This is a genomic window from Propionimicrobium sp. PCR01-08-3, assembly GCF_030286045.1.
In the GTDB taxonomy this organism is placed as follows: Bacteria; Actinomycetota; Actinomycetes; order Propionibacteriales; family Propionibacteriaceae; genus Brooklawnia.
In genome coordinates this window covers 1463316-1484336 of the sequence record NZ_CP127390.1, presented here as the reverse complement: position 1 = coordinate 1484336, position 21021 = coordinate 1463316, and the positions used below count along the sequence as shown (strand labels likewise).

The following is a 21021-nucleotide window of genomic DNA, read 5'->3' as shown; positions in this document are numbered from 1 at the left end:
GTCAATGAGGGCCTGGCGAGAAATCAACGCGACACGCAGCGGGAATTTATCGGAGGGTCCTTAGCCTGAATCCATTGATGGGCGCCGTCGCAAGCATGCTCGGATGGGGATGCGCAGCAGGCGAGAATCGCCGGATTCGGGATGACTCACAACTGCGGCGAGAACCATAGACGAAAGGCTCTGATGGCATCCGGATCCTCCAATGACGCGGCCTCGCCTCGTGCCAACCCCGGCAATCAAAGCGTGACCCGGGCCCTTTCAATCATCGAATTATGTGCTGCCACGCCGCGGACATCTCACGAGATCTCCGAGATCCTGGGCATTCACCGCACGACCGTCACCAGGCTGTTGGCGGTGCTCTCGGATGCAGCATTCATTCGGCGGCGGGCCGACGGGCAATACACGGCGGGACTTCGACTGGCCGCACTCGGCCAGGCTGCACTCGACGGATACGATCTGCGGCGCGCCATGCATCCGCTGTTGCAGGATCTGTCCGACCGCACCGGCCAGACCGTCCAGTTCGCCGTCGCCACCGGAAGCGCCGTGGTCTATGTCGACAAGATCGAGCCGCCGTCTTCGATTCGGTTGGACACCCGGGTGGGTGCCGAAGTCGTCGAGCAGACGGCGGGAGTGGCCAAGGCGATTCTTGCTTATCTGCCCGAGGACGATCTCGACGCCCGTTTGGCCGGTTGGCAGTGGACGAGGTACACCCCATCCACTCTGATGACGCCACAGGCGTACAAACAACGTCTCGCCGAGACTCGTGCCCAGGGCTGGGCATATGACGAGGGTGAGTATGAGGAACTCTCGCACAACATCGCCGCTCCGGTTCGCGACCACACCGGGGCCGTCATCGGCGCGGTATCGGTGACGGCCATCCGCACGAAGGTCGACAGGGCGGCCCTGCGTGCAATGCTCCCCCAGCTCCTGGAGACGACCTCGACGATGACTGAACAGCTCGGTGGGCGCCGGTCCGTTGAATGAAATGCGTGAATTCGAGGACTCGGGCGCGGACAAACGGGGTATCTCTTGCCCGCGATCTTTTCTTGATCCGCGCGCACGCAATGCGAAGACGACGGCCGTGAACCCGAGGTGCCGACCGGCAGATCTGCGCTACAGCACCGGCGCCATCTCGACAATCACGTTGGCGAAGCGGCGATCATCACCGGTGACGATGATGCCGGCGGTCGTGGCCGATTCCGCAAGCTCATAGAACGCCCAGCGGTCCCGCAGTTGGACGGGCAGACTGGGCCCTGCCAGCTGTTGTATCTCATCGTGAACCGGAGTTGAGGCCGCACCATCCAATGGCTGCATCATGGTGACCTTTTGAATCCGGGCCAGCGGCAAGATGACGCCGAGAATCTCCGTAACGGTGGGAGAGCCCTTCCTCCAGCCGAGGTAGAACACCTCGGTATGCGGGCCGCGGCGAACCGATGCGGGAAAGTTCCCGTCCGAGATGACGATCTGCGAGAAGTGCCCTGCGCTGGCCAAACAAGACAGAATCCCCGGGTGGGTGATGCCCCCGGCGGTGTCGATCATGGATTCATCTTTCTGGATAGCCGGAGTCGATCAGGCGAAGTATTGGGCGCCGTTGATGTCCAGCACCTCTCCCGATACGAACGATGCCCGGTCGGTGGCCAGCCAGCCGATGGCCTCCCCGACCTCGGCGGGCTCGCCCACCCGTCCCATCGGAATGGTTGTGACGGTCTCCGCCTTCGAATCGGCGCTGGTGAAGGTGTCGTGGAAGGGAGTGTCCTCGATGAATCCAGGAGCCACCGCGTTGACCGTGATGCCTTCCGGGGCGAGTTCGCGGGCGAGCGCGCGTGTGAAGGTGATGACGGCGCCCTTCGATGACGCATAGGCCAAGGCTCCCGGATGCCCGCCGTTCTCACCGGCGAGCGAGGCGACGTTGATGATACGTGCGCCGCGCCCCATGTGGGCGTGGGCTTCGCGGGTGAAAAGCATCGTGGACAACACGTTGACATCCAGCACGGTGCGCCACAGCTCGACGGTCATGTCTTCGAGACGCGAACGCTGGACCATGCCGCCAATGTTGTTGACCAGGATGTCGATACCACCGAAACTCTCGGACACCTGCGCAACGGCGTGCACGACGTCTGGCTCCTCGGTTGCGTCGACGGCCAGGGCGAGGACGGGGTTGCCGGAGAGGTCCTCGAGCTCCCGCAAGAACCCGTCGTCCGGCTTGTGAGTGCGGTAGGTGAGTGCCACTCGCGCTCCCTCGCGCGCAAGAACCCGGGCAGTCTCGGCGCCGATTCCGACGCCGCCTCCCGTTACCAGAGCTCTCTTGCCGGCCAAGGTTCCGTTCTGATGTGTCATGTCAGTCTCCTGATCTGCTGGTGGTTCGGCGGTTCGTGCGGACCCGGACGATGCCCAGGTCTGATCGTGTCGTCCATGTTCGTTGACTTTGTCCGGCAGGGTTTCGGCGTCGGCGACGGCCTGTGCCCGAGCCTGCTGGCCATCGATGCCAAATCTAATCTACGGAACATACCCTGCTGCACAATATGCAGCAGCGATGCGTTCTGTGCAGCATTAAGTCTCTGCTCTCGTACGGCACCTGTCAAGCCCTCGCCTGCGGACCGACGACAGGGCGAGACCCTCCGCACTCGGCCGGCACCATGAGGCAAACGGGCGAGAGAAAGTTGTGCGATGTCCCGAACATAGTCAGGACCCGCACCAAGCGGTACGGGTCCTGTGGTGAGAATGCAGCGGTGCCGGGCGGCCTCGACGCCTGCCCGGCAGGCGATCAGGCGAAGATCTGGGTGAGCCCGAGGACCACGCAGGTCATCGGCCAGATGGCGCTGGCCGGGGGGTCGATGTGGGTGTCGCCACGGATCTGCCAGAGCCTCGAGAAGCCCTCGCCGACCAGGGCCGAGATACCGCCGAAGAGGCAACCGATGAGCACGGCCGCGACCGGGTTTCCGGTGATGGCCAAGAAATTGGACGCGCTGATGGCTGCGATCAGCGTCATATGGTGTGTGACCGGGATGCCGGCGCCCAGGGTCAGAAACATCAAGGACGCGGCCGAGATGCCGAAACCGAGCAGCGGAATGCTGGCCGCGGCGTCCGGGAAGGCCTCACTGAGCGCGATGGTGGCCCAAGCCGACAACAGGCCGGTGCCCAGACCGAGAACGGCGACGTTGCCCCAGCCTTCCTGGTAGCGGACCCAGCAGTCGGTGTCATTGGGAGTGAATCTCGCTTTACCGGTGAGACCTTCACTGTTGGGGCCGATGATGCCCGTCTTGCCGAAGATCAACCGGGCGGCGATGCCGCTGATGATCACGGTGATACCGGGCAGGTCGGTGTGGGTGCCCAGCCACGGGATGATGCTGACGATGTCGCTGACCACCAGACCACCGACGCCGAAGAGACCTCCGACGATCAACACGTCAGGCTTTGCCAGGCTTACCAGCGGGGTGGCGATGTCGCGCAGCCCGGTGAGGTAGCCCCTGCGATGGGCGTATGCCGCGGCGCCCACGCCGCCGGCGAACGAGATGTGGGGCCCGAAGAACGGGCCGAACGACACCAAATTGATCCAGGAGGCATCACCGCCGGTCGCAATTGCGACTGCAATGCCGACGATAAGGGTAATGCCCACAAATGAGAAGGCGAAAAGGGCACCGAAGGTAGCTCCAAGGAAGCCACCCCCAAATGCTGCTAAATACATGAGAATATCGGTGGTCACGATGGCTCCTCTTGACACGGAAAAACGATGCTGCGAAGTCGATTCGGGCAATTGCCGCTTCATTGCGAAACGCAACATGAAAGATGCACCCTCATCCCTGCCGCCGAACAGAACGTTGGAAGGGCCGAAAGGTGCGTGCTCTCTAGGCAGGACGATAGCAATACCGCTTCTGGCTTCGCTATTCACGGTTGAGTAGGAGAATGTTTTGTGCCAGTGCTCGCGTCAATCGGTTTGCAGCTTACGGGCAATAATGGCAACAAGCCGCTAATTGCGGCGATTTGTATCTCGACAGCACAGGTTTGTGTCGCAGTTGGATTCGCCTCCCCGCCTGCCCGCTCCGGACGAATATTGCCTCAATGGCGGCGGCGAGAGGTTGAATGGCGCTAGATTCTATCCATGAGAGATCCTCGCGACATCGAATGCTGGCTGACCGACAAAGACGGCGTCCTGGTGCAGGGAGAAATCCCGATACCGGGTGCCTCGGATCTCATCAATTGCTGGGTCGACACCTCGCGCCGGTTTCTGGTGCTCACAAACGATTCGAGCTATACGGCCAGAGATCTGTCCGCGCGACTCGACCAGGCGGGGCTCATCGTCCCAGAAGAGAATCTGTGGACGTCGGCACTGGCCACAGCGGATTTCTTGGCGGGCCAACATCCCGGCGCACGGGTCTATGTCGTGGGCGAGGCCGGTTTGACGACGGCGCTGCATGATGCCGGATTCGTGATGGTGGAGGAAGACCCGGACTACGTCGTGATCGGCGAAACCCGCACCTACTCGTTCGAGGCGATCACGCTGGCCATCAATCACATCATCGGCGGCGCTCGTTTCATCGCGACCAACCCCGATGTCATCGGCCCGAGCGCCACCGGTGTGCTGCCCGCCACCGGATCGGTTGCCGCACTGATCACCGCGGCAACGAACCGGCATCCCTACATCGTCGGCAAGCCGAACCCCATGATGTTCCGCAGCGCGATGAACCGCATCGAAGCCCACAGCGAAACCACCGCGATGATCGGCGACCGGATGGACACCGACATCGTCGCGGGCATCGAAGCAGGTTTGTTCACCGTTTTGGTGCTCTCCGGCATCACCGGACGCAAGGACTTGGAGCGATTCCCGTATCGTCCGAGCCTGGTCGTGGAGTCGGTGGCCGAATTGCGCGCCATGATGTGAACTATCCTCCGCTTCAGCGCCGGAACCTGGGTCGGCGTCCGGTCATGCAGCACCTATTGCCTTGGTGCCTGAAGGATGAGGACGCGTAGACGCGGATGCCCGTAGACTTGAGCAACCATGGAGCCGATGGAGTCGCTCATGCAGTCTGAAACCGGTAACAAGATGCGCACCCCGAGTGGGAGCAGCGCGGTGTCTCCCGCCTCGTCCGGCCGCAAGCACCGAGCAGGGCATCGACGTGGAAGCCGCGGCAAGACCATAGTGAAGGTGCTTGCAATCGCAGTTGTCGCCGGGTTGGTGGTCGATAAGGCGATATCGATCATCTCGCCCTCCCCTCAGGTAGGACGTTGGAAGTCCGCCGCGGCAAAAGCTGCTTATGCTTCCGCCTACGACCAGGCCATGGCGGCGCTACCCGAGCCCACCCGGATTCATGATGTCCAGGTAGATCTCGGTTCGGTACGGGTGCTGGAGTGGCAGGGCTCCGAGCCGGGACCGCCGGTGGTGTTGCTGCCGGGTCGCAGCTCCGGTGCACCGATGTGGATCGAGAACCTGCCGGATTGGATCGGGCAGCGAACCATCTACGCACTTGATCCACTCGGGGATGCAGGTTTCTCGGCGCAGACCGTGCCGCTGACCTCCTTCAGGACGTGGCGCGTCAGTACCTGAAGCTCGGGAGGTGTTGGTTGCCGGGAAGCGAGCTCATCTTTTCCTTCCGGCGAGCGTCGGCAACCATGACCGCAGGAGCACTCCAAGCTCAGGTTCCCACGGACGACTCCTCGGTCCGTCACACCCAGCCGTGCTTGACCTTGGACTGCTGCTCCTGCGATTTGAACAGGCCGAACCTGGGCAAGAACTTGTCCCAGTCGATCGAGTGTGAGTCGAGCTCGGGGCCATCGATACAGGCGTGCTTGCGCACCAGCTTGCCGTCCACCTCGACCGGCACCATGCAGGCACCGCACATTCCGGTGGCGTCCACCATGATCGAGTTCAAGGACGCGACGGTTGCCACCCCATATGGTTTGGTCAGATCGGAGACCGAGCGCATCATCATCGGCGGGCCGATGGTGGTCACCTCGGCGATCCGGCGTCCCTCGCCGCGCTGGTTGGCGTCCAGCAGATCCTTCAACGGAACCGTGACGAACCCTTCGATGCCGAACGATCCATCGTTGCTGGTGTAGATCACCTCCAGCTGGTCACCGAACTTGGCCTGCAAGTTGTCGACCCGCTCCCCCTCACCGACCCAGAACAGCAGGTCGGCGCCGCGGAATCCGGCGATCAGTGTGACATGATTGCCCAGCCGCAGATTCTCCCGGGCGATCGGATACACCGGAGGCAGCCCGACCCCGCCCGCGGTGAACACGACCGTCTGGTCGTCCGCGACCTTGTGCAGTTCGCTCGGCTGGCCCAACGGCCCGGCAATACCCTCGAGCTTGTCCCCCACCTGCATCGCGTTGATCATCTTGGAGGTGGTGCCCATCCCCTGGATGACCAGCACGATCGTGCCCTGGTCGGCGTCCCAATCTGCCAGGGTGAGCGGCACCAGCTCGCCGTTCGGCTCGGCCAGCACCCGGACGAACTGCCCGGCCTTTGCGTTCGCCGCGATGACAGGCGCATTCACCGTCAACTCGACGATATTGGGCTGCAACTCGCGGCGGGCCACGATCGTGTTCGGAGCATCCGCCAGATCGGTGAAATGTTTGGCGCCCGCCACCATCTCGCGGATCTGCGCCGCCGGCAGCAACGACGCCTCACGGATCTCCCGGGCCGCGGCCTGGCCATCCCCGGCCGCCTTCACCGCCGTCGAACCACCCCGGGCCGCGTCGCCGCCCGAGTAGACACCGTCGATCGAGGTCGCCTGGCTGCCCTCGGTGAGCTCCAGAGCACCCGCGGTCGTCACCGTCAGCGACGGCTCGGAATCGCGGATGATCGGATTCGCCGAATTGCCCAACGCCATGATCACCAGATCGACATCCACCTGCTCCGACTCGCCAGTGGCCACCGGGCGGCGGCGTCCGGAGGCATCGGGTTCGCCGAGGCTCATCACATCGAGCGTGGCCGCCTTCACAAACCCCGAGCGATCGTCCCCCAGGAATTCGCTGGGTGAACGCAACGTCGCCAACTCGATGCCCTCTTCGAGAGCATGCGCCAATTCCTCGACACGGGCCGGCATCTCCTGGCGGGTGCGGCGATAGACGATCGTCACCCTGCCGCCGAGCCTGCGCGCGGTGCGGGCGGCGTCCATCGCCGTGTTGCCGCCGCCGATGACCATGACCTTTTTGCCGCGGCATTCGGGCAGTGGTGTCTCGTAGTCGGCGCGGTGCCCCTGCATCAGGTTCACCCTGGTCAAGAACTCGTTGGCGCTCATCACATTGAGCAGGTGCTCGCCGGGCACATTCATGAACCGGGGCAGGCCCGCCCCGGAACCCACGAAGATGTGCGAGAACCCGGCCTGCTTGAGCTCGGCGAGCGTCGCGGTCTTGCCGACCACGAAGTTGGTCACGAAGCGCCCGCCCAGCGCGGTGATCTTCTCGACCACATCATCGATCAGGGTGTTCGGCAGCCGGAACTCGGGGATGCCGTAGCGCAGCACCCCGCCCAACCGGTGGAACGATTCGAAGACGGTCACCGGATGCCCGTCCGCGGCCAGCAAGAACGCGTTGATCAGGCCGGACGGCCCCGACCCCACGATCGCCACCGGCGGTTTGATCGCCTGCTCCCATGGGTCGGGCACGTTCTGGTAGCGGGAGATATTGCCGCCCGGGTCGACCACCCGGTCACGCTGCGGCAGGAACCATTCCAGTTGGCCGATCTCGATCGGACGCCCCGAATGAGCGCACACCGACTGGCACTGCAATTCCTGCGGGCAGACGCGTCCGGTCACATTGGGCAGCGGGTTGATCGATTCGATCAGGTCGAGGGCCTCCCGGAAATACCCGGTGCCGAGCATCTCCATCATGTCCGGGATGTGCACCTGCACCGGGCAGCCGCCGCGCGGCTCCTTGCGTCCGGCCAACAGCTCGCCCAGCTGGCACGGCTTGTCGGCGCACTGTTTGTCGCGCAGCGCCTCCAGCCAGACCAGCAGATCGACCTCACGCTGGGTATAGCCGATGCTCATGTAGCCGAGGTAGCCCTGGTTGACCAGCTCGAAGTCTTCGCTGCGCTGCTCGGGCGTGCGGATATAGGGCGGAATCGACGAGCCGGCCGGCCAGTTCACCGACAGATTCTTGAAGACCGGATACCGATCCGACAGATGCTTGTCGAGCGCCCGGATGAAGGTGCGCTTCTTGCCGAGCGGCAGATTCCAGATGAACCGCATCAGCACCAGCGACGCGTCGTTGCCCACCAGAAGCTTGTTCCACAAGGCCCAGGTGAACTCCGGCGTCAGTTCGGGCTGCCGGAACTCGGCCGCGATGGCACCCATTCCGTCAGAGATGAACATCTGCCGGAAGGCCCGGGGATTGTCCTGCAGTCTGCGCCCGAGCAGATCCATCTGGCGGCGGTAGGTCTCGACCGCTTCGGAGCGGCCGAGCTCCTCGACCTCATTCGCGCGATCGGCCAGTGCCTGGGAAGCAGATAGGTAACGGCTCAGTTCGTCCGGTGTCGTGGTGGTCATGACCGCCTCCTTTAGTGAATGATCTCGGCGTCACAGTTGGCGACCACCTTGGCGATCCGCTTGCGCAGCTCGTCGGTGGGCTCCACCTTGTCGATCGCCCCCGGGATCAACCGGGCCGCATCCAGGGCCTTATCATCCACGATCACCTTGGTCCGTTCGAACAGCTCGGGCAGCTCCTGCCAGCAGTTCTTGCAATCGGTGCACTTGGCGACATCCTCCGGGGCGAGCCGGACGATCGGTTGCCCGGTGTCCTCGGCTTGCGCTGCCGGTGCGCTCTGACCGCCACCACCGAAACCACCGAAGCCGGCGAACCCGGCTCCGAACCCCGCGACCGGCTGGGCCGAGGTGGAGGCCGCCAGGTCGCTCATGGCTGCGGCGATCTCGTCCATCGACGACTCGCGGGCCGCCATCGCATCGTCGTAACGCGACTGCAGATCGTCCAGGTCGGTCTTGTGCAGCGCCTTGAGCCGCTCGATGTCAACACCTGCGAGGTATTGCAGCAGTTGCCAGTTGCGGCGGCGCTCCTCAACCATCGCGACGATCGAGGCACTGACCTTGATCTTCACCAGCCGGTCGGTGGCGTCGGTCGACCAGAAGAACGGCACGTGGGTGGCCCGGTCGGCTTCCGGCAGGTCGATGAACTCCTCGACCGGCACGGCCACCGCGTCCTGGTCGGCGGGCAGCTTGCCGAACTGCTTCTTGAAGCGGGATTCGGCGAAGGCGAATTGGGCCGGGGTCAGCGGGAACTCGGCAAGGTTCAGGTTGCCGGTCTCGTCCACATATTCGATGGTGTGGTTGGCCCAGAGCTTGTCCGGGTCGGGGTTGGCGTCCAGGTCGAACCAGTCGCGCAGGTTGTCGCCCTTGCGCGGATCGTGCACGAACAGCGGAGCCATCCGGGATTCGACCGCGAGCCGGCCGCGCTGATTCGCCATGTTGTCGGCGATGCCGTTCTCGCCCTGGCATGGCGTGTACACATCGACCAGCGATGCCCCGTCGGTGAAGTTCAGCATGTCCATGGCGGCGCGCAGGAAATGCCCCTGGAAGGCGGTCGCGGTGGCGGCAACGTAGGTGTTCGGGTGGAAGGCCGCCAAGATGGCGAGCTCCTTGCGTCCCTCGGTCTTGCCGGTGGAGGCCGCGCCGACCCTGGCCAGGTCGGCGTCCTGGCCGATGAAGCTCGCGGTGGACGCCTGGCCGCCGGTGTTGGAATAGCCGCCGGTGTCGAGCACCATCATCTTCACCGGGGTTCCGGACGCAAGAATCCGCGACAGCGCACCGAAGCCGATGTCGTAGTTGGCACCGTCGCCGCCGATGGTCAGCACCGCCGGCATCCAGGCGAGTTCCTCGTCGGTGAACTGGGCCCAATCGAGGGTGGCCAGTTCTTTGTCGTGGACGCTCGTGTCATAGGCGTCGTCCAGCTCGAGCCGGGCGGTGCGGACCGCCTTGACGAGATCGGTCTGCTTCGCTGCCAGGCCCTCGAATACGCCCTTGGCCAGCGCCTGAGCGTCCTGGAAGAGGCTGTTCACCCAGGGATCGGTGAAGGCGTTAAACGGCATGGTCGAGGCGTACACGCTGGAGCAGCCGGTCGAGTTCGCGACCACCGTGGTAGCCGGCGCCTTGCCGTTCGGGCCTCCCTCGAGCAGATAGAGGCCCTTCTCCAAGGCGTCGACAGTCGAGCCGATACGTGCGGCCCGCCCCTGATCGCATGCCTCCAGTTCTGCAAGCTTGGCCTGCAACTGGTCGATGAGCGTGGTGAGCATATCGCGCTGCTCGGTCTGCCGCTTCGAGCCGAGAGCATGGCTGGTCGCCATCACCATGCGGGTGCTGGTCACCTCGCCGCAGCCGCGGCAACCGCCGTGCCCGCCGGTCACCGTGTAGTAATTGGCGCGGTCGAGGAACAGCCGCTTGGTGTCACCGCCCGGTTCCACCGCATCCTTCGTGAACCGCGCCGGAGTGTTCGGGGTCTTCGTCAAGAACTCGAACCCGGTCTCCAGCTTCTCCTCGATCGCCGGAGTCTGATCGACGCTGGCAAGGGCATTCGGGCCGCAGACGTCGACGCACTCCAGGCAGCCGGTGCACTTCCAGGGGTCGATCGTCACCGAATAGAGGCCGCCGTTGCCTGGTGTCTCGCGCTCGATCGCATCGAAGAACGGACGCGTACGGGCCACCGGGAAACCACGCAGCACCTCGACCACCGCGCCGAAATTGCGGCGCAGGTAGGAGCCGGACGCTGCCGGAACCAACTCGTCCGCGGCCTTGGCGACCAGATCGGCCAAGGACGCGGCATCCTTGTCGGCCCGGTAATACTCGCGCACCCTGGAGGCGACCGAATAGATGTGGTCGCGCATGGCGGCCCGCTGCGGCTCGTTGACCTCGATCATCTCGACCGCGGCAGCGATCAGCGTGTGAATCTCATGAACCGCATTCGGGATCGCCGCATCGGGGCAGGCCAGCGTGCATTCCATGCACCCGGTACACAGCGTTGCGTCGAAGATCGGCACGGTGCGGCGGAACATGCCCTTGTCCTTGCCTGCGGCGGTGCCGCTCGGCACGAACAGCCCGGACCCCGGGAACACCGGCGCCCGGTCGACGGTGCCCTCGCGGAACGGCTTGCCCATGATGTGTTCGTAGTAGTCGGCATCGAACAGATTGGACGCTGCGCACGGGCTCGGGCACATCGCCGCCGACAGCGCCAGTGACCGTGCGGCGGCCGGAGCCTGCTCGGCATCGATGGCCAGATAGGCGTCCTGGTCATAGGGCACCGGGACGACCGCGGTCAGCCCGTCCTCGATGACGGCCATATTCGAGGAGACGATGGTGGAGCCCTTGCGTCCGAACTTCTTGTTGATCTGGACGTAGACCTTTTCGCGCAGCGCGTCGACCGAGGTGCCGTGCGAGATACGGTCGACACCGCCGACCACCGCACCGATGAATGCGATGCCCATCATGCGGGTCTGCAATTCAGCGGTAGGAGCATGCTCGGCCGCAACAGAGAAGGCATCGATGATGGAGAATTTGATCTTCTTCTCGCGGATGGTTGTGCGAGCAGCCGCAGGCAGAGCCCGCCAGGCCTGCTCGGGCGGGAGGTTCGATTGCATGATCAAGGTGCCGCCGGCGACCAGGCCCTTCAACGGGTTGGTGTGCTGGAAGACCTTGTGATCGGGTGAGAGCACCACCTCGACGTCTTCGAGTTCGGCGTTGGTGACCAGCACCGGCTCGGGGCTCAAGGTGATGTAGTAGTTCGTCGGCGCACCCGACTTCTCCGAGCCGTACTTGGGCGCGGACTTCGAGTACAGCCCCAGCGCCCCGGCCAGGATGTCGGTCATCAGCTTGCCGGTGGCGATGGTGCCGTAGCCGCCCACCGAGTGGAAACGAATGCGCATCGCCTTGTCGGGCAGCAGTTGTGGATTCTTGCCGACCGGCAGCGCCATCAACGTGGTCTCCGGATATGCGGCGGCCAGTTTGGCCTCCAACTCGCTGAAACTGCGGCCGGACTCTTCGCTGAAGAAGGTCGAGCCGAGATAGACCAGCGGCGATGCGTTCTCCCCCGCCATGTTCTGGGCCGCCGCGACCAGGTCGCGTGGTTGCAGGTCGTGGCCACCGAGCCCGAAGATGGCGCTGGTCATCGCCGGAATCTCGTCGATCGGCTCGATGCCGGGGAAACGTCCCGGATGCGCGGCATTGGCGGCCCCGCGGAAGATCGCCTGATTGACGAAACCGGTGAGCGCCATCTGGTCGGAGCGTTCCATGATGGTGACGGCCTTCTTGCCGCGCACCGCGGCCACCAGCTCGGCCTCCGGGAAGGGCTGCAGCAGCTTGACCGCCACCAGACCGACCTTGATGCCCTGAGAACGCAGGTAGGGCATGACGGCGCGAATGTCGTCGCACACGGAGCCGAGCCCGACGAAAACATAGTCGGCGTCGTCGACGTCATAGGTCATCACTGGTGCATACGGACGACCAGTCAGCGCGGAGTACTCGTCCATCGCCTGGCGGGCCAATCTCGGCACCTCGGCGGCGAAGTGGGTGCGGTGGTCGGCGATGCCGGCCTGGAAGTCGGGCTGGTTCTGCACCGGACCGGTGAGCCCCGGGTTGGTGGGATCGACCAGCGCCGGTACCAGTTGACGGGTGCCCTTGCGGAGGGCACCCAGCCACTGCCTGCGCCACTGCGCCGCCAGATCCGCGGGCACGAAACGCAGGGTCTCGGCGATCAGTTCGCCTTCGTCGTCGTGCTCGACGGCGTCGGCGTGCCGATCGAGCCAGTCGCGGATGTCGTCGAGTTCGGAAAGCCCGAACTCGGCTGCCTTCCGGTCGATCCAGCGGCGCAGCTGCCAGACGCGTCCCTTGGCGCCGAAGATGATCTCCTGGGCGACGGTTGGGCAGTCGATGCGTCCGGCCGGATCGCCCAGGTAGTTCTTCAGCAGTTCGGGTTCGGGGAGCCTGGCCTCCGACAGCATGTGGCTGGTCGCGAAGCCGTCCATCGCATTGGCCACCGGAATCAGCGACAAAGCAGAGGTACGGTAGCTGATCGCGGCGAGGTCTGCGGCCTCCTGCGGGTTGGATCCGAAGAAGACGGTGTATCCCGACGGCAGCAGAGCGTAGACATCGTCGTGGCCAGCCATCACATTGAGCGAATGCTTCGACACCACCCGCGCGGCGACCTGCAGCACGAAGCCGCCTACCTTCTTACCGACAGTGACGAAATGCGATTCCATCGCATAGAGGATGCCCTGGCTGCTGGAGGCATTCGAGACAAATTGGCCGCCGGTCAAGGCCGCGCCCAAAGCCCCGGACTGTGCCGAATGTTCGCCTTCTGGTTCGAAGAAGAAGGGGTGCTTGCCCCAGACATTGAGCTGGCCTTCGGCGACGGCGGCCTCGTAGATCTCGCTGATCTCGGTCGACGGCGTGATGGGGTATCCGATGACTCCCCCGCAGACATGCTTCATGACATGCGCGACGGCTCCGTTGCCGTTGATTACCTGCGCGGTTCCAGGGTATTTTGCCTTGTCAGGAGCGGGGGTGGGCGCCGAGGCAGGTGCTACGTCTTGGATCACACTGTCAGTCATTCTTCATCCCTTGCCTGTCGTTGCATGGATTCACCGGATTCGCTCGGTGAGGTCATCGGCCACGAACACCGGCGACGGGCCCGCTATGCGTCCTTGCCTCGGGATCATGGTGCAAGAAGAATATCCGCCGCTATTTTGCCCTCAGCGGTGGGGTGGGTATTTGTCCGGGCATTCAAGCTCCCAAATTTAGATACTGCGATGTCTATTAATTCTTATTTGAAGGGATTTGTGACGATATTCCAGCCCGTAATTGGCAGTCGTGGACGTTACGAATATCAGATCGAACCCTGACATCCCGGTGCGCTACGGCGCGGTCGGCGACCGAGCGTGCATGCCCGCATCTACGACGACGAGTTGATGCTCAGCGGCCCCGGACTGGCACTCGGCTATCTGGGCCGAGTATCTACTCGCATGACGCTGCTGAGATCGTATGTACCCATTGCGTAGCCCGTAGAGTCGCTAACTTCAGTCTCGCGCGGCGCAGCACGTGGTTTCGCGATGACGTGTCGGTGCGGACAACTATGGTTAAAGGGTGAGCACGAGCGTAGTCCCGGCGGGGACCCGGAATTACGGCGAAGTTTTCACCCGGCGCTGGGTGGTCGAGACACTGTTGGACCTGACCGGGTATGTGCCGTCGCGTGACCTTGGCGGGCTAACTGCGGTCGAACCGTCAGCTGGCTCCGGCGCATTCTTGATCCCGATGATCGAGCGCTTGGCCGAAAGTGCAGTGCGGCACGGGCACAAATTGGGCCAATTCCGCGACGCGATCCGCGCTTGGGAATTGCAGGAGCGCAATGTCAGGAAGCTTCGCGAGACCGTTCGTACCACTCTCGTCCGGGCAGGCGTATCTCAGCTGGATGCGCGGAGTCTTGCGAAGACCTGGATCATTGAAGGTGACTTCCTGCTTCCAGACGGCGATGATCTTCTGACGTTGGAAACCACTCCGATTACGGCTGATTTCGTCCTGGGTAATCCGCCCTATGTCCGATTCGATGACATCGATGACGCCCTGTCCAAGGAATACCGTCGGCGTTGGATCACGATGCAGGGACGCGGGGACATCTATATTGGGTTCTTCGAGCGCGGACTGAGGATGCTACGTCCAGGTGGAAGGCTCGGGTTCATTTGTGCCGATCGGTGGATGCGGAACTCATATGGTGCGGGGCTGCGAGCATTAATCGCCGACCATTACGCGGTCGAAACCCTATGGCAGATGCATGACGTGGATGCATTCGAGACGCAGGTAAGCGCTTACCCCGCCATCACAGTGCTCGCCAATCGCAAGCAAGGCGAGTTGACGGTGCTGAATGCCGGCGCGGGGTTCGGGCCTGAATCGGCCCGTGAAGCGTGTGCGTTCATCGGCTCAGATAACGGTCAAACGTCGGGCACAGGATTCGTGGCTGGCAGGTTAACAGACTGGTTCGATGGACCCGATCTCTGGCCTGCAGGGGGACCAGATCAAATTCGCCTCCTCGAGGACCTCAATGACCGCTTTCCGGCTCTTGAACAAACAGGTGGAGATACACGGATCTCGATCGGCGTCGCCACGGGCGCGGACAAGGCATTCGTCGTCAGTCCTGGGTCCGTGGATGTGGAGGAAGATCGGCTGCTGCCCATCGTTATGGCAGACGATATCCGGTCGGGCCGAATCGCAGAGCCGAAGAAGGTCTTGATCAATCCCTGGGACAAAGACGGAAAGCTCGTCGACATCAAGTGCTATCCACGTATGGCCACGGCCCTCGCCAACAGCCCCAGCGTGACTAGGCGCTTTGTAGCGAAAAAGAATCCAGCCACCTGGTATCGGACGATCGACAAGGTCTATCCTGGTCTGGCCGATCAGCCAAAGCTGTTGCTTCAGGACATGAAGGCACAGATCACCCCGGTATACGAGCCCGGTGGGTTGTATCCACATCACAACCTGTACTACATAATTTCGTCCGGTTGGGATCTAGAGGTGCTGGGTGGACTGCTCTTATCGCGAATTGCTGAAGCATTTATTAATGCTTATGGCGTGAAAATGCGTGGTGGAACCCTGCGTTTTCAGGCGCAGTACCTGAGGAAAATTCGCGTGCCTGCACCGGAAGATATTCCTGCGATGATCTCCAATCGATTACGGGAGGCTTTCAGGAGTTATGACCGAGATGCCGCTACCCGTGCGGCAGAAGCAGCCTACGGACTGCCGGAGGGGCATCTTTAGATGTGACCGGTTCTTGATCGTGGTAGTGCAATAAGTTCAAGCCATGCCTCCTGACTTCAGATGGAATGCTCCGATTGAGTTGTTCTGGGACGTACGTCATCAGCAAACCCAGCGGCAGGTGGACGCTGGACTTGTTGATGCGGGTACCCGAGGGTCCGTGACCGGTGGGAAGCATATGGATCCTCTGACCCAGTCGGTGGCGGATCTATTTCGCAGCGATCCTGCTCTTCACGTGGACGTGCGTTATGGAGGCAGGGTCAGTCTGCCGGGCTACTATCGTCGAACCAAGGACTGGGATCTCGTCGTGCTCTACCGAAGTGCATTGGTAGCCGCGATTGAATTCAAGTCACAGGTCGGGAGCTTCGGGAACAATTTCAACAATCGAAGCGAAGAAGCCATTGGGAATGCGGCCGATATCTGGCGCGCGTACGAGGAAGGCGTCTTCGGCCCGGTTCGTCCCTGGTTGGGATTCGTCATGCTTGTCGAGGATGCCAAGCGTTCGACTACTCCGCTCGGCAATCCTCCTGCTTTATTCTCAACCGATGAGGTTTTCCGGGATACGAGCTACCTCGACCGATACCGCATTCTGATGCAGCGTTTGGTGCGCCAGAAGCAGTACGACGCCGCTGTGGTCGCTTCGACCAGGCAAGGCGAAGGCGTCATTGACGAACCGGTGTTTGATCTTTCCTTTGCAAATTTTGAAGCGGCGGTGATCGCCCGACCTGCCTACATCAAGGCCTTGCCGGAGACGGCCTTCTCTGCCGATTGAGAATCAAGAACCGTTAATCCGGTCTGCCCGGGTTCGACACCTATACCGGACGACCAAGCCCGGCCGGTAACCTGCCCGTGGGCACGGGTGCGCCGGGTTTCCCGAGACATCGTCCTTTGGCAACGGGCCTTCGCTGTCTGCGATTCATGCGGGACCGCGGTCGTCCATGACCGCTATGCCTCGCATGACGGCCCAACAGTGACTCAGTCGTCATCCTCATCGGAGTCTTCGAGGCTCATCATGGAGGTTGCCACCAGCAGTCCCCTCGCAATTGCGCCGCGGAGGTTGGGCGGCACGACGTACTGATCTCGTGAGCGCTTGAGAATTCCGAGCCGACGCAGGTATTCCAGCTGCCGCAGCGCGCGCATATCGAGGATATCTGCCATGGGATCGCCGTCGGGAGCGGGCAGTTCCTGCTTGGGACGCAGGGCAGCGAGGAGCCGTAGGACTGCCAAAGACACAGTCTCGCGCTCGAAGTAGTAGCCGGTATCGTCCAGGTCTTGAATGAGTAGCTGCGTTGTGAAGACCCCGGTCACCATGTCTGCCAATTCCAGGGGCGGATGCTTGTCCGCGAGCCATTCGGCAGCTTTCGGGCCGGGCCGCACCCGGGTCGCGGTGAGTTCGATGAGTTCTGTCGTGATGAGAGTGTCCCACCAGGCATTCAACGGCGGCACGTCGCGGATGGACATCGCCTTGAATGATTCGGGAATCGGCAGCGGCTGATGGGGTTTGATCTGCTCCGGTGGGAGGAACGAGGGATCAAGGCCCCGCTTGTTCACGCCGACTGCGTTGAATCCGAGCATAGCGGCGACTTCGGCGATGTCCGCTCGCCGTAATCCGCCGGCCTGGGCAACCGGACGAGATTTTCCGATCCACTCGAGAAGCGTCCGCACCTGCGCCACTACCGTCACTCGGGCGAGGGCCGCCCTATGTTGTTTCGGATCGAGCTGTTCTGCTTCTTCTATGACTTCGAAAAGCGCTTCGCTGGCGCCCGAGGGGAAGGCCTCCTCGAGTGCGTCCTCGACGATCGCATGCGCTACGAGCCAGTCGTCATATTGCTGATCGTCGGTCTCCAGCCGAAAATGCAGATATTCATCGACAACCATGAGGGCAGCGCCAAGGAAGCCGGGCTCGTCCGGATCGTCGATCTCCATGATGAAGTCGACGAGGTCTTCCATGTCGTCGGGGTTGTCGGCTTGCAGCCCGAATCCTTTGGCCACCGAGAACAGCCCGCTGAGCAAAGAGACTTCGTTATCAACCGACGGCGCAGCTATCTCATTACGATCGCCGAGCCAGATTGCGAAGTTTTCGAGTGCACCTAGTTCGGCGGTCGACAGGGCGAGATGGTCCGCGGTATCGGCGGCTTTCATCGGACGATCGGAGCTTCCCACGGCGAACATCGGCCCGGCCTGTGCTGCGACAGTGCTGCGCTCAGCCTCTGCAACCGAAGCCAGGACGCCCGCGACCACCAGAGCTGCGCCCATGCAGGTTGGTTGACCCGTATAGCTGGTGATGAAGGCGCCCACGGAGTCGAACGCCTGGCCATTTCGCGCGGCGAGCAGTATCTGTCGGCCGGCTGCCCTGGCGGCTCTATCATTCCATGCCGGGATCCTTGTGCCGGCCAGCGAAACGGCGAGGTTCGGGTCGGTGAACCAACTATCCGCCAGCCCGAGAGCCACGCCGATGAGATGAGAGGCCGCAGGCCGATCCGCGGTCGGTTCGGGCTGTACCTCGTCCAAGATCGCGTGCGCCTGGCCAAGGTCGCCGGCTTCGACCGCGATGGCAAACCGCCGGAGGATCTCCAGAGCCTGTTCGCGTTGCGCACCTACCGGTGTGAACAACTCGAAATTGTGGCGCTCGGTTGCGCGTCCCATCGCATCATTGAGCGTGTCGAGGTCGATGTCAGGGCTCAGATTGTCCAGATCGATACCTTCGGCAGCGAGCAAAGGGGCGATGGAGTCCATGAACGGTTTGGAAGAACCGGGCTTAAAGACGACACCTGCGTCGGCCATGGCCTTGCGGAACTGCGGATCATCGAACGGAGTCGGAAGATTCGACATGCCACGAGCGTAGTAGAGCACCCGTATGAGTTACAGCGTGGCCTGGATGTGTGCGGAGCGGTTACGGGCTGCCGGCGATGCTGGGCAGTTCCGAATCACAGCGCGCTGGGTCGAACCGACGAGTCGAAGACGGCCGATTGGGTGCGGATCCGATTCTGCTGATTGTCCAGCAAGGCGGCGGACGCTCTTGAAATCAAACCGGTCCTATGGTTACCTAGTGGAGTAACGAACCAGTACACCAGAGGAGCCGGAATGATCGAAGAGGGACGGCCGCTCTTCGTGCAGATCGCGGAGGGCATCGAAGACTCGATCATCGGCGGCAGCCTGGCCGAGGACACCAAAGCACCGTCGACCAACGAGTTGGCCGCCTTCTATCGCATCAATCCGGCCACCGCAGCCAAGGGGATCACGATGCTCATCGATAAGGGCGTGCTGTACAAGCGGCGCGGAATCGGCATGTTCGTCGCCCCCGGTGCCCGCGACCTACTGCTCACCGAGCGGCGTACGGCCTTCGCCGAACGCTTCATCGATCCGCTACTCACCGAGGCCCGCACACTCGGGCTCGGGCCCGAAGACCTCGCCCGGCTCGTCAGCGAGCGGGCAGCCATCACCAAGGAAGGAACGCCGCGATGACCGCCGTTATCGAGGTGAAGAACCTCACCAAACGCTATAAAGAGACACTCGCTGTCGATGATGTGAGCTTCACCATGGAAAAGAACGCCATCTATGGGCTGCTCGGCCGAAATGGTGCCGGCAAGACCACGGTCATGTCGATTCTCACGGCACAGAACTTCGCCACCAGCGGAGACGTCCGGATCTATGGCGAACATCCCTACGAAAACCCGCGAGTACTCGCCCGGATGTGCTTCGTCCGGGAGGGGCAGAAATACCCGGACGATGCCACCGCGACCCACGCCTTCAAGATGGCGCGGCTGTTCTATCCCCATTGGGATCAAGACTTCGCAGAAGAACTGATCGAAGACTTTCAGCTGCCGATGAAGACCCGGATCAAGAAGCTGTCCAGGGGGCAGCTGTCTGCTGTCGGCGTCATCATCGGACTGGCCTCCCGGGCGGAGATCACGTTCTTCGATGAGCCCTATCTGGGGCTGGACGCGGTCGCCCGGCAGACCTTCTACGATCGGCTGCTGGCCGATTACGCCGAAGTCCCGCGCACCATCGTCCTGTCCAGTCACCTGATCGACGAGGTCGCGAACCTGCTCGAGCATGTCATCGTCATCGATGCCGGACGCATCATGATGGACGAGGCCACCGATGAGCTGCGGGATCGCGCCGTGACCGTAACCGGAGCCAGCAGCGCCGTCGACAGGTTCGCCGCCGGCCGCGATGTGCTGCATCGCGAGAGCCTGGGATCGGTCAGCAGCGTCACCGTGCTCGGCAAGGTCTCCGAGTCGGAACGTGCCGAACTCGCCGCCGAGGGGATCGATATCGGCCCGGTGTCGCTGCAGCAACTCATCGTCCGCACCTCCCAACGCAGTGCCGACCAGCGCAGCGCCGAGACCCAAGGAGCCCTGTCATGAACCGCACCGCAAATGTCGTACGCATGCAATTCGTCAACCGCAACGTGTTCATCTGGATACCGTTGATCGTGCTCGTCGGAGCCTTCGCCGTCAGCCTGATGATCTATGGAATCATCTCCAGCGCCGGTGCGGCAGGCCCCTACTACGGCGGCGGAGCCCAGGCTCCGCTGTGGACCCTGCTCGCCGTCGGCATTCAGGCGTTGACTCTGTCATTCCCGTTCTCGCAAGCAATGAGCGTGACCCGCAAGGAGTTCTATCTCGGAACCTTGCTTTCGGCGGCAGTGACATCGGCCGTCCTCGCCGTGGTCTTCGTCATCGGCGGCCTGATCGAGAAGGCAACAGGCGGGTGGTGGCTCAACGGCTACTTCTTCCACCTGCCGTGGATCTGGGAGAACGGGCCCGCCGCCGCGGCACTGGTCTACTTCAGCATCGCGATGCTCTTCTTCGTGATGGGATTCTGGGGAGCAACCATCTTCAAGCGCTGGGGCATCACCGTGCTGACGATCGTCTTGGTGGCGCTCGGCCTGCTGCTCGTGGCCGCGCTGTGGCTGGTCGCGCGGGCAAATGCCTGGGTGCAGATCGGGACGTGGTTCGTCGCCCAAGGCGCGCTCGGGCTGGCGCTGTGGGGTCTGGCGTTGATCGTCGTCCTTGCCGGCTTCTCGTACTGGACGCTGCGGCGGGCGGTCCCCTGACCGGTTGTGCTCAGCCTCGCGAAGAATTAGGCATACCTTGCCAAATGCGTTGCCGGTTCAGTGTCCCTCACATCTCGCGGTGCCGATGACCACACCGTGACTACGGGAAATACTCACCTTGATCGCTGCTGCAGCGGCGAAACGCAGAAAGGCCCGCCGCTATCCCGTCTTACCGGTACCTCCTCTAGTGTTGGGGAATAATCTCATGACAGC

Annotated in this window: 14 protein-coding genes; 8 read left to right on the top strand and 6 right to left on the bottom strand. The window is 62.8% G+C overall.

Features of this window, described 5'->3' with window-relative positions:
• Positions 1–183: 183 nt before the first annotated feature.
• Positions 184–984 (top strand): IclR family transcriptional regulator, encoded by an 801-nt coding sequence (locus QQ658_RS06740; RefSeq protein WP_286026879.1) that lies wholly within the window; start codon positions 184–186, stop codon positions 982–984.
• Between the two features lie 129 nt (positions 985–1113).
• Here the strand turns inward: QQ658_RS06740 and QQ658_RS06735 are convergent, their stop codons facing one another.
• The 3 genes from QQ658_RS06735 to QQ658_RS06725 all read right to left on the bottom strand — a co-directional run bounded on the left by QQ658_RS06735 (position 1114) and on the right by QQ658_RS06725 (position 3703).
• Positions 1114–1539, bottom strand: a complete 426-nt coding sequence (locus tag QQ658_RS06735; protein ID WP_286026878.1) for an RbsD/FucU domain-containing protein — start codon at positions 1537–1539, stop codon at positions 1114–1116.
• Positions 1540–1569: 30 nt separating this feature from the next.
• On the bottom strand, positions 1570–2337 hold the full coding sequence (locus QQ658_RS06730; RefSeq protein ID WP_286026877.1) for an SDR family NAD(P)-dependent oxidoreductase: 768 nt from the start codon (positions 2335–2337) through the stop codon (positions 1570–1572).
• A gap of 427 nt (positions 2338–2764) precedes the next feature.
• A complete protein-coding gene (locus QQ658_RS06725) occupies positions 2765–3703 on the bottom strand; it encodes a DUF7973 family transport facilitator (RefSeq protein ID WP_286026876.1) in 939 nt (312 codons plus the stop codon).
• 396 nt (positions 3704–4099) lie between these two features.
• Between QQ658_RS06725 and QQ658_RS06720 the strand changes: the two genes are divergently transcribed.
• Together QQ658_RS06720 and QQ658_RS06715 are read left to right on the top strand one after the other, a co-directional pair.
• Positions 4100–4879 (top strand): HAD-IIA family hydrolase, encoded by a 780-nt coding sequence (locus tag QQ658_RS06720; protein WP_286026875.1) that lies wholly within the window; start codon positions 4100–4102, stop codon positions 4877–4879.
• Between the two features lie 117 nt (positions 4880–4996).
• Positions 4997–5542: an alpha/beta fold hydrolase gene (locus QQ658_RS06715; RefSeq protein ID WP_286026874.1), complete on the top strand. Its 546-nt coding sequence runs from the start codon at positions 4997–4999 to the stop codon at positions 5540–5542.
• Between the two features lie 118 nt (positions 5543–5660).
• On the opposite strand, the gene QQ658_RS06710 is transcribed toward QQ658_RS06715, so the two are convergent.
• Both QQ658_RS06710 and QQ658_RS06705 read right to left on the bottom strand, forming a co-directional pair.
• Positions 5661–8489, bottom strand: coding sequence for a sulfide/dihydroorotate dehydrogenase-like FAD/NAD-binding protein (locus QQ658_RS06710; RefSeq protein WP_286026873.1), 2829 nt, complete (start codon positions 8487–8489; stop codon positions 5661–5663).
• 11 nt (positions 8490–8500) lie between these two features.
• Positions 8501–13552, bottom strand: a complete 5052-nt coding sequence (locus QQ658_RS06705) for a 2-oxoacid:acceptor oxidoreductase family protein (protein ID WP_286026872.1) — start codon at positions 13550–13552, stop codon at positions 8501–8503.
• A gap of 532 nt (positions 13553–14084) precedes the next feature.
• On the opposite strand from QQ658_RS06705, the gene QQ658_RS06700 reads away from it, so the two are divergent.
• Positions 14085–15749, top strand: a complete 1665-nt coding sequence (locus QQ658_RS06700; protein WP_286026871.1) for an Eco57I restriction-modification methylase domain-containing protein — start codon at positions 14085–14087, stop codon at positions 15747–15749.
• A gap of 43 nt (positions 15750–15792) precedes the next feature.
• Positions 15793–16518, top strand: a complete 726-nt coding sequence (locus QQ658_RS06695; protein ID WP_286026870.1) for a PaeR7I family type II restriction endonuclease — start codon at positions 15793–15795, stop codon at positions 16516–16518.
• 203 nt (positions 16519–16721) lie between these two features.
• On the opposite strand, the gene QQ658_RS06690 is transcribed toward QQ658_RS06695, so the two are convergent.
• Entirely contained in the window at positions 16722–18578 is a 1857-nt protein-coding gene (locus QQ658_RS06690) for a hypothetical protein (protein WP_286026869.1), read from the bottom strand.
• Positions 18579–18830: 252 nt separating this feature from the next.
• Between QQ658_RS06690 and QQ658_RS06685 the strand changes: the two genes are divergently transcribed.
• Genes QQ658_RS06685 through QQ658_RS06675 form a run of 3 tightly spaced genes read left to right on the top strand, consistent with a single transcriptional unit; the run spans position 18831 to position 20808 of the window.
• Positions 18831–19211 carry a GntR family transcriptional regulator gene (locus QQ658_RS06685; protein ID WP_286026868.1) on the top strand — a complete coding sequence of 127 codons (381 nt, stop codon included), beginning with the start codon at positions 18831–18833 and terminating at the stop codon, positions 19209–19211.
• Positions 19208–20116 carry an ABC transporter ATP-binding protein gene (locus QQ658_RS06680; protein WP_286026867.1) on the top strand — a complete coding sequence of 303 codons (909 nt, stop codon included), beginning with the start codon at positions 19208–19210 and terminating at the stop codon, positions 20114–20116. The genes QQ658_RS06685 and QQ658_RS06680 overlap by 4 nt, the downstream gene beginning before the upstream one ends.
• Positions 20113–20808 (top strand): hypothetical protein, encoded by a 696-nt coding sequence (locus QQ658_RS06675; protein WP_286026866.1) that lies wholly within the window; start codon positions 20113–20115, stop codon positions 20806–20808. The genes QQ658_RS06680 and QQ658_RS06675 overlap by 4 nt, the downstream gene beginning before the upstream one ends.
• Positions 20809–21021: the final 213 nt, after the last annotated feature.

Coding starts and splice junctions, on each gene's coding strand:
- QQ658_RS06740 (WP_286026879.1), top strand. CDS start 184: ATGGCATCCGGATCCTCCAATGACGCGGCCTCGCCTCGTGCCAACCCC.
- QQ658_RS06735 (WP_286026878.1), bottom strand. CDS start 1,539: ATGATCGACACCGCCGGGGGCATCACCCACCCGGGGATTCTGTCTTGT.
- QQ658_RS06730 (WP_286026877.1), bottom strand. CDS start 2,337: ATGACACATCAGAACGGAACCTTGGCCGGCAAGAGAGCTCTGGTAACG.
- QQ658_RS06720 (WP_286026875.1), top strand. CDS start 4,100: ATGAGAGATCCTCGCGACATCGAATGCTGGCTGACCGACAAAGACGGC.
- QQ658_RS06715 (WP_286026874.1), top strand. CDS start 4,997: ATGGAGCCGATGGAGTCGCTCATGCAGTCTGAAACCGGTAACAAGATG.
- QQ658_RS06710 (WP_286026873.1), bottom strand. CDS start 8,489: ATGACCACCACGACACCGGACGAACTGAGCCGTTACCTATCTGCTTCC.
- QQ658_RS06705 (WP_286026872.1), bottom strand. CDS start 13,552: ATGACTGACAGTGTGATCCAAGACGTAGCACCTGCCTCGGCGCCCACC.
- QQ658_RS06695 (WP_286026870.1), top strand. CDS start 15,793: ATGCCTCCTGACTTCAGATGGAATGCTCCGATTGAGTTGTTCTGGGAC.
- QQ658_RS06690 (WP_286026869.1), bottom strand. CDS start 18,578: ATGTCGAATCTTCCGACTCCGTTCGATGATCCGCAGTTCCGCAAGGCC.
- QQ658_RS06685 (WP_286026868.1), top strand. CDS start 18,831: ATGATCGAAGAGGGACGGCCGCTCTTCGTGCAGATCGCGGAGGGCATC.
- QQ658_RS06680 (WP_286026867.1), top strand. CDS start 19,208: ATGACCGCCGTTATCGAGGTGAAGAACCTCACCAAACGCTATAAAGAG.
- QQ658_RS06675 (WP_286026866.1), top strand. CDS start 20,113: ATGAACCGCACCGCAAATGTCGTACGCATGCAATTCGTCAACCGCAAC.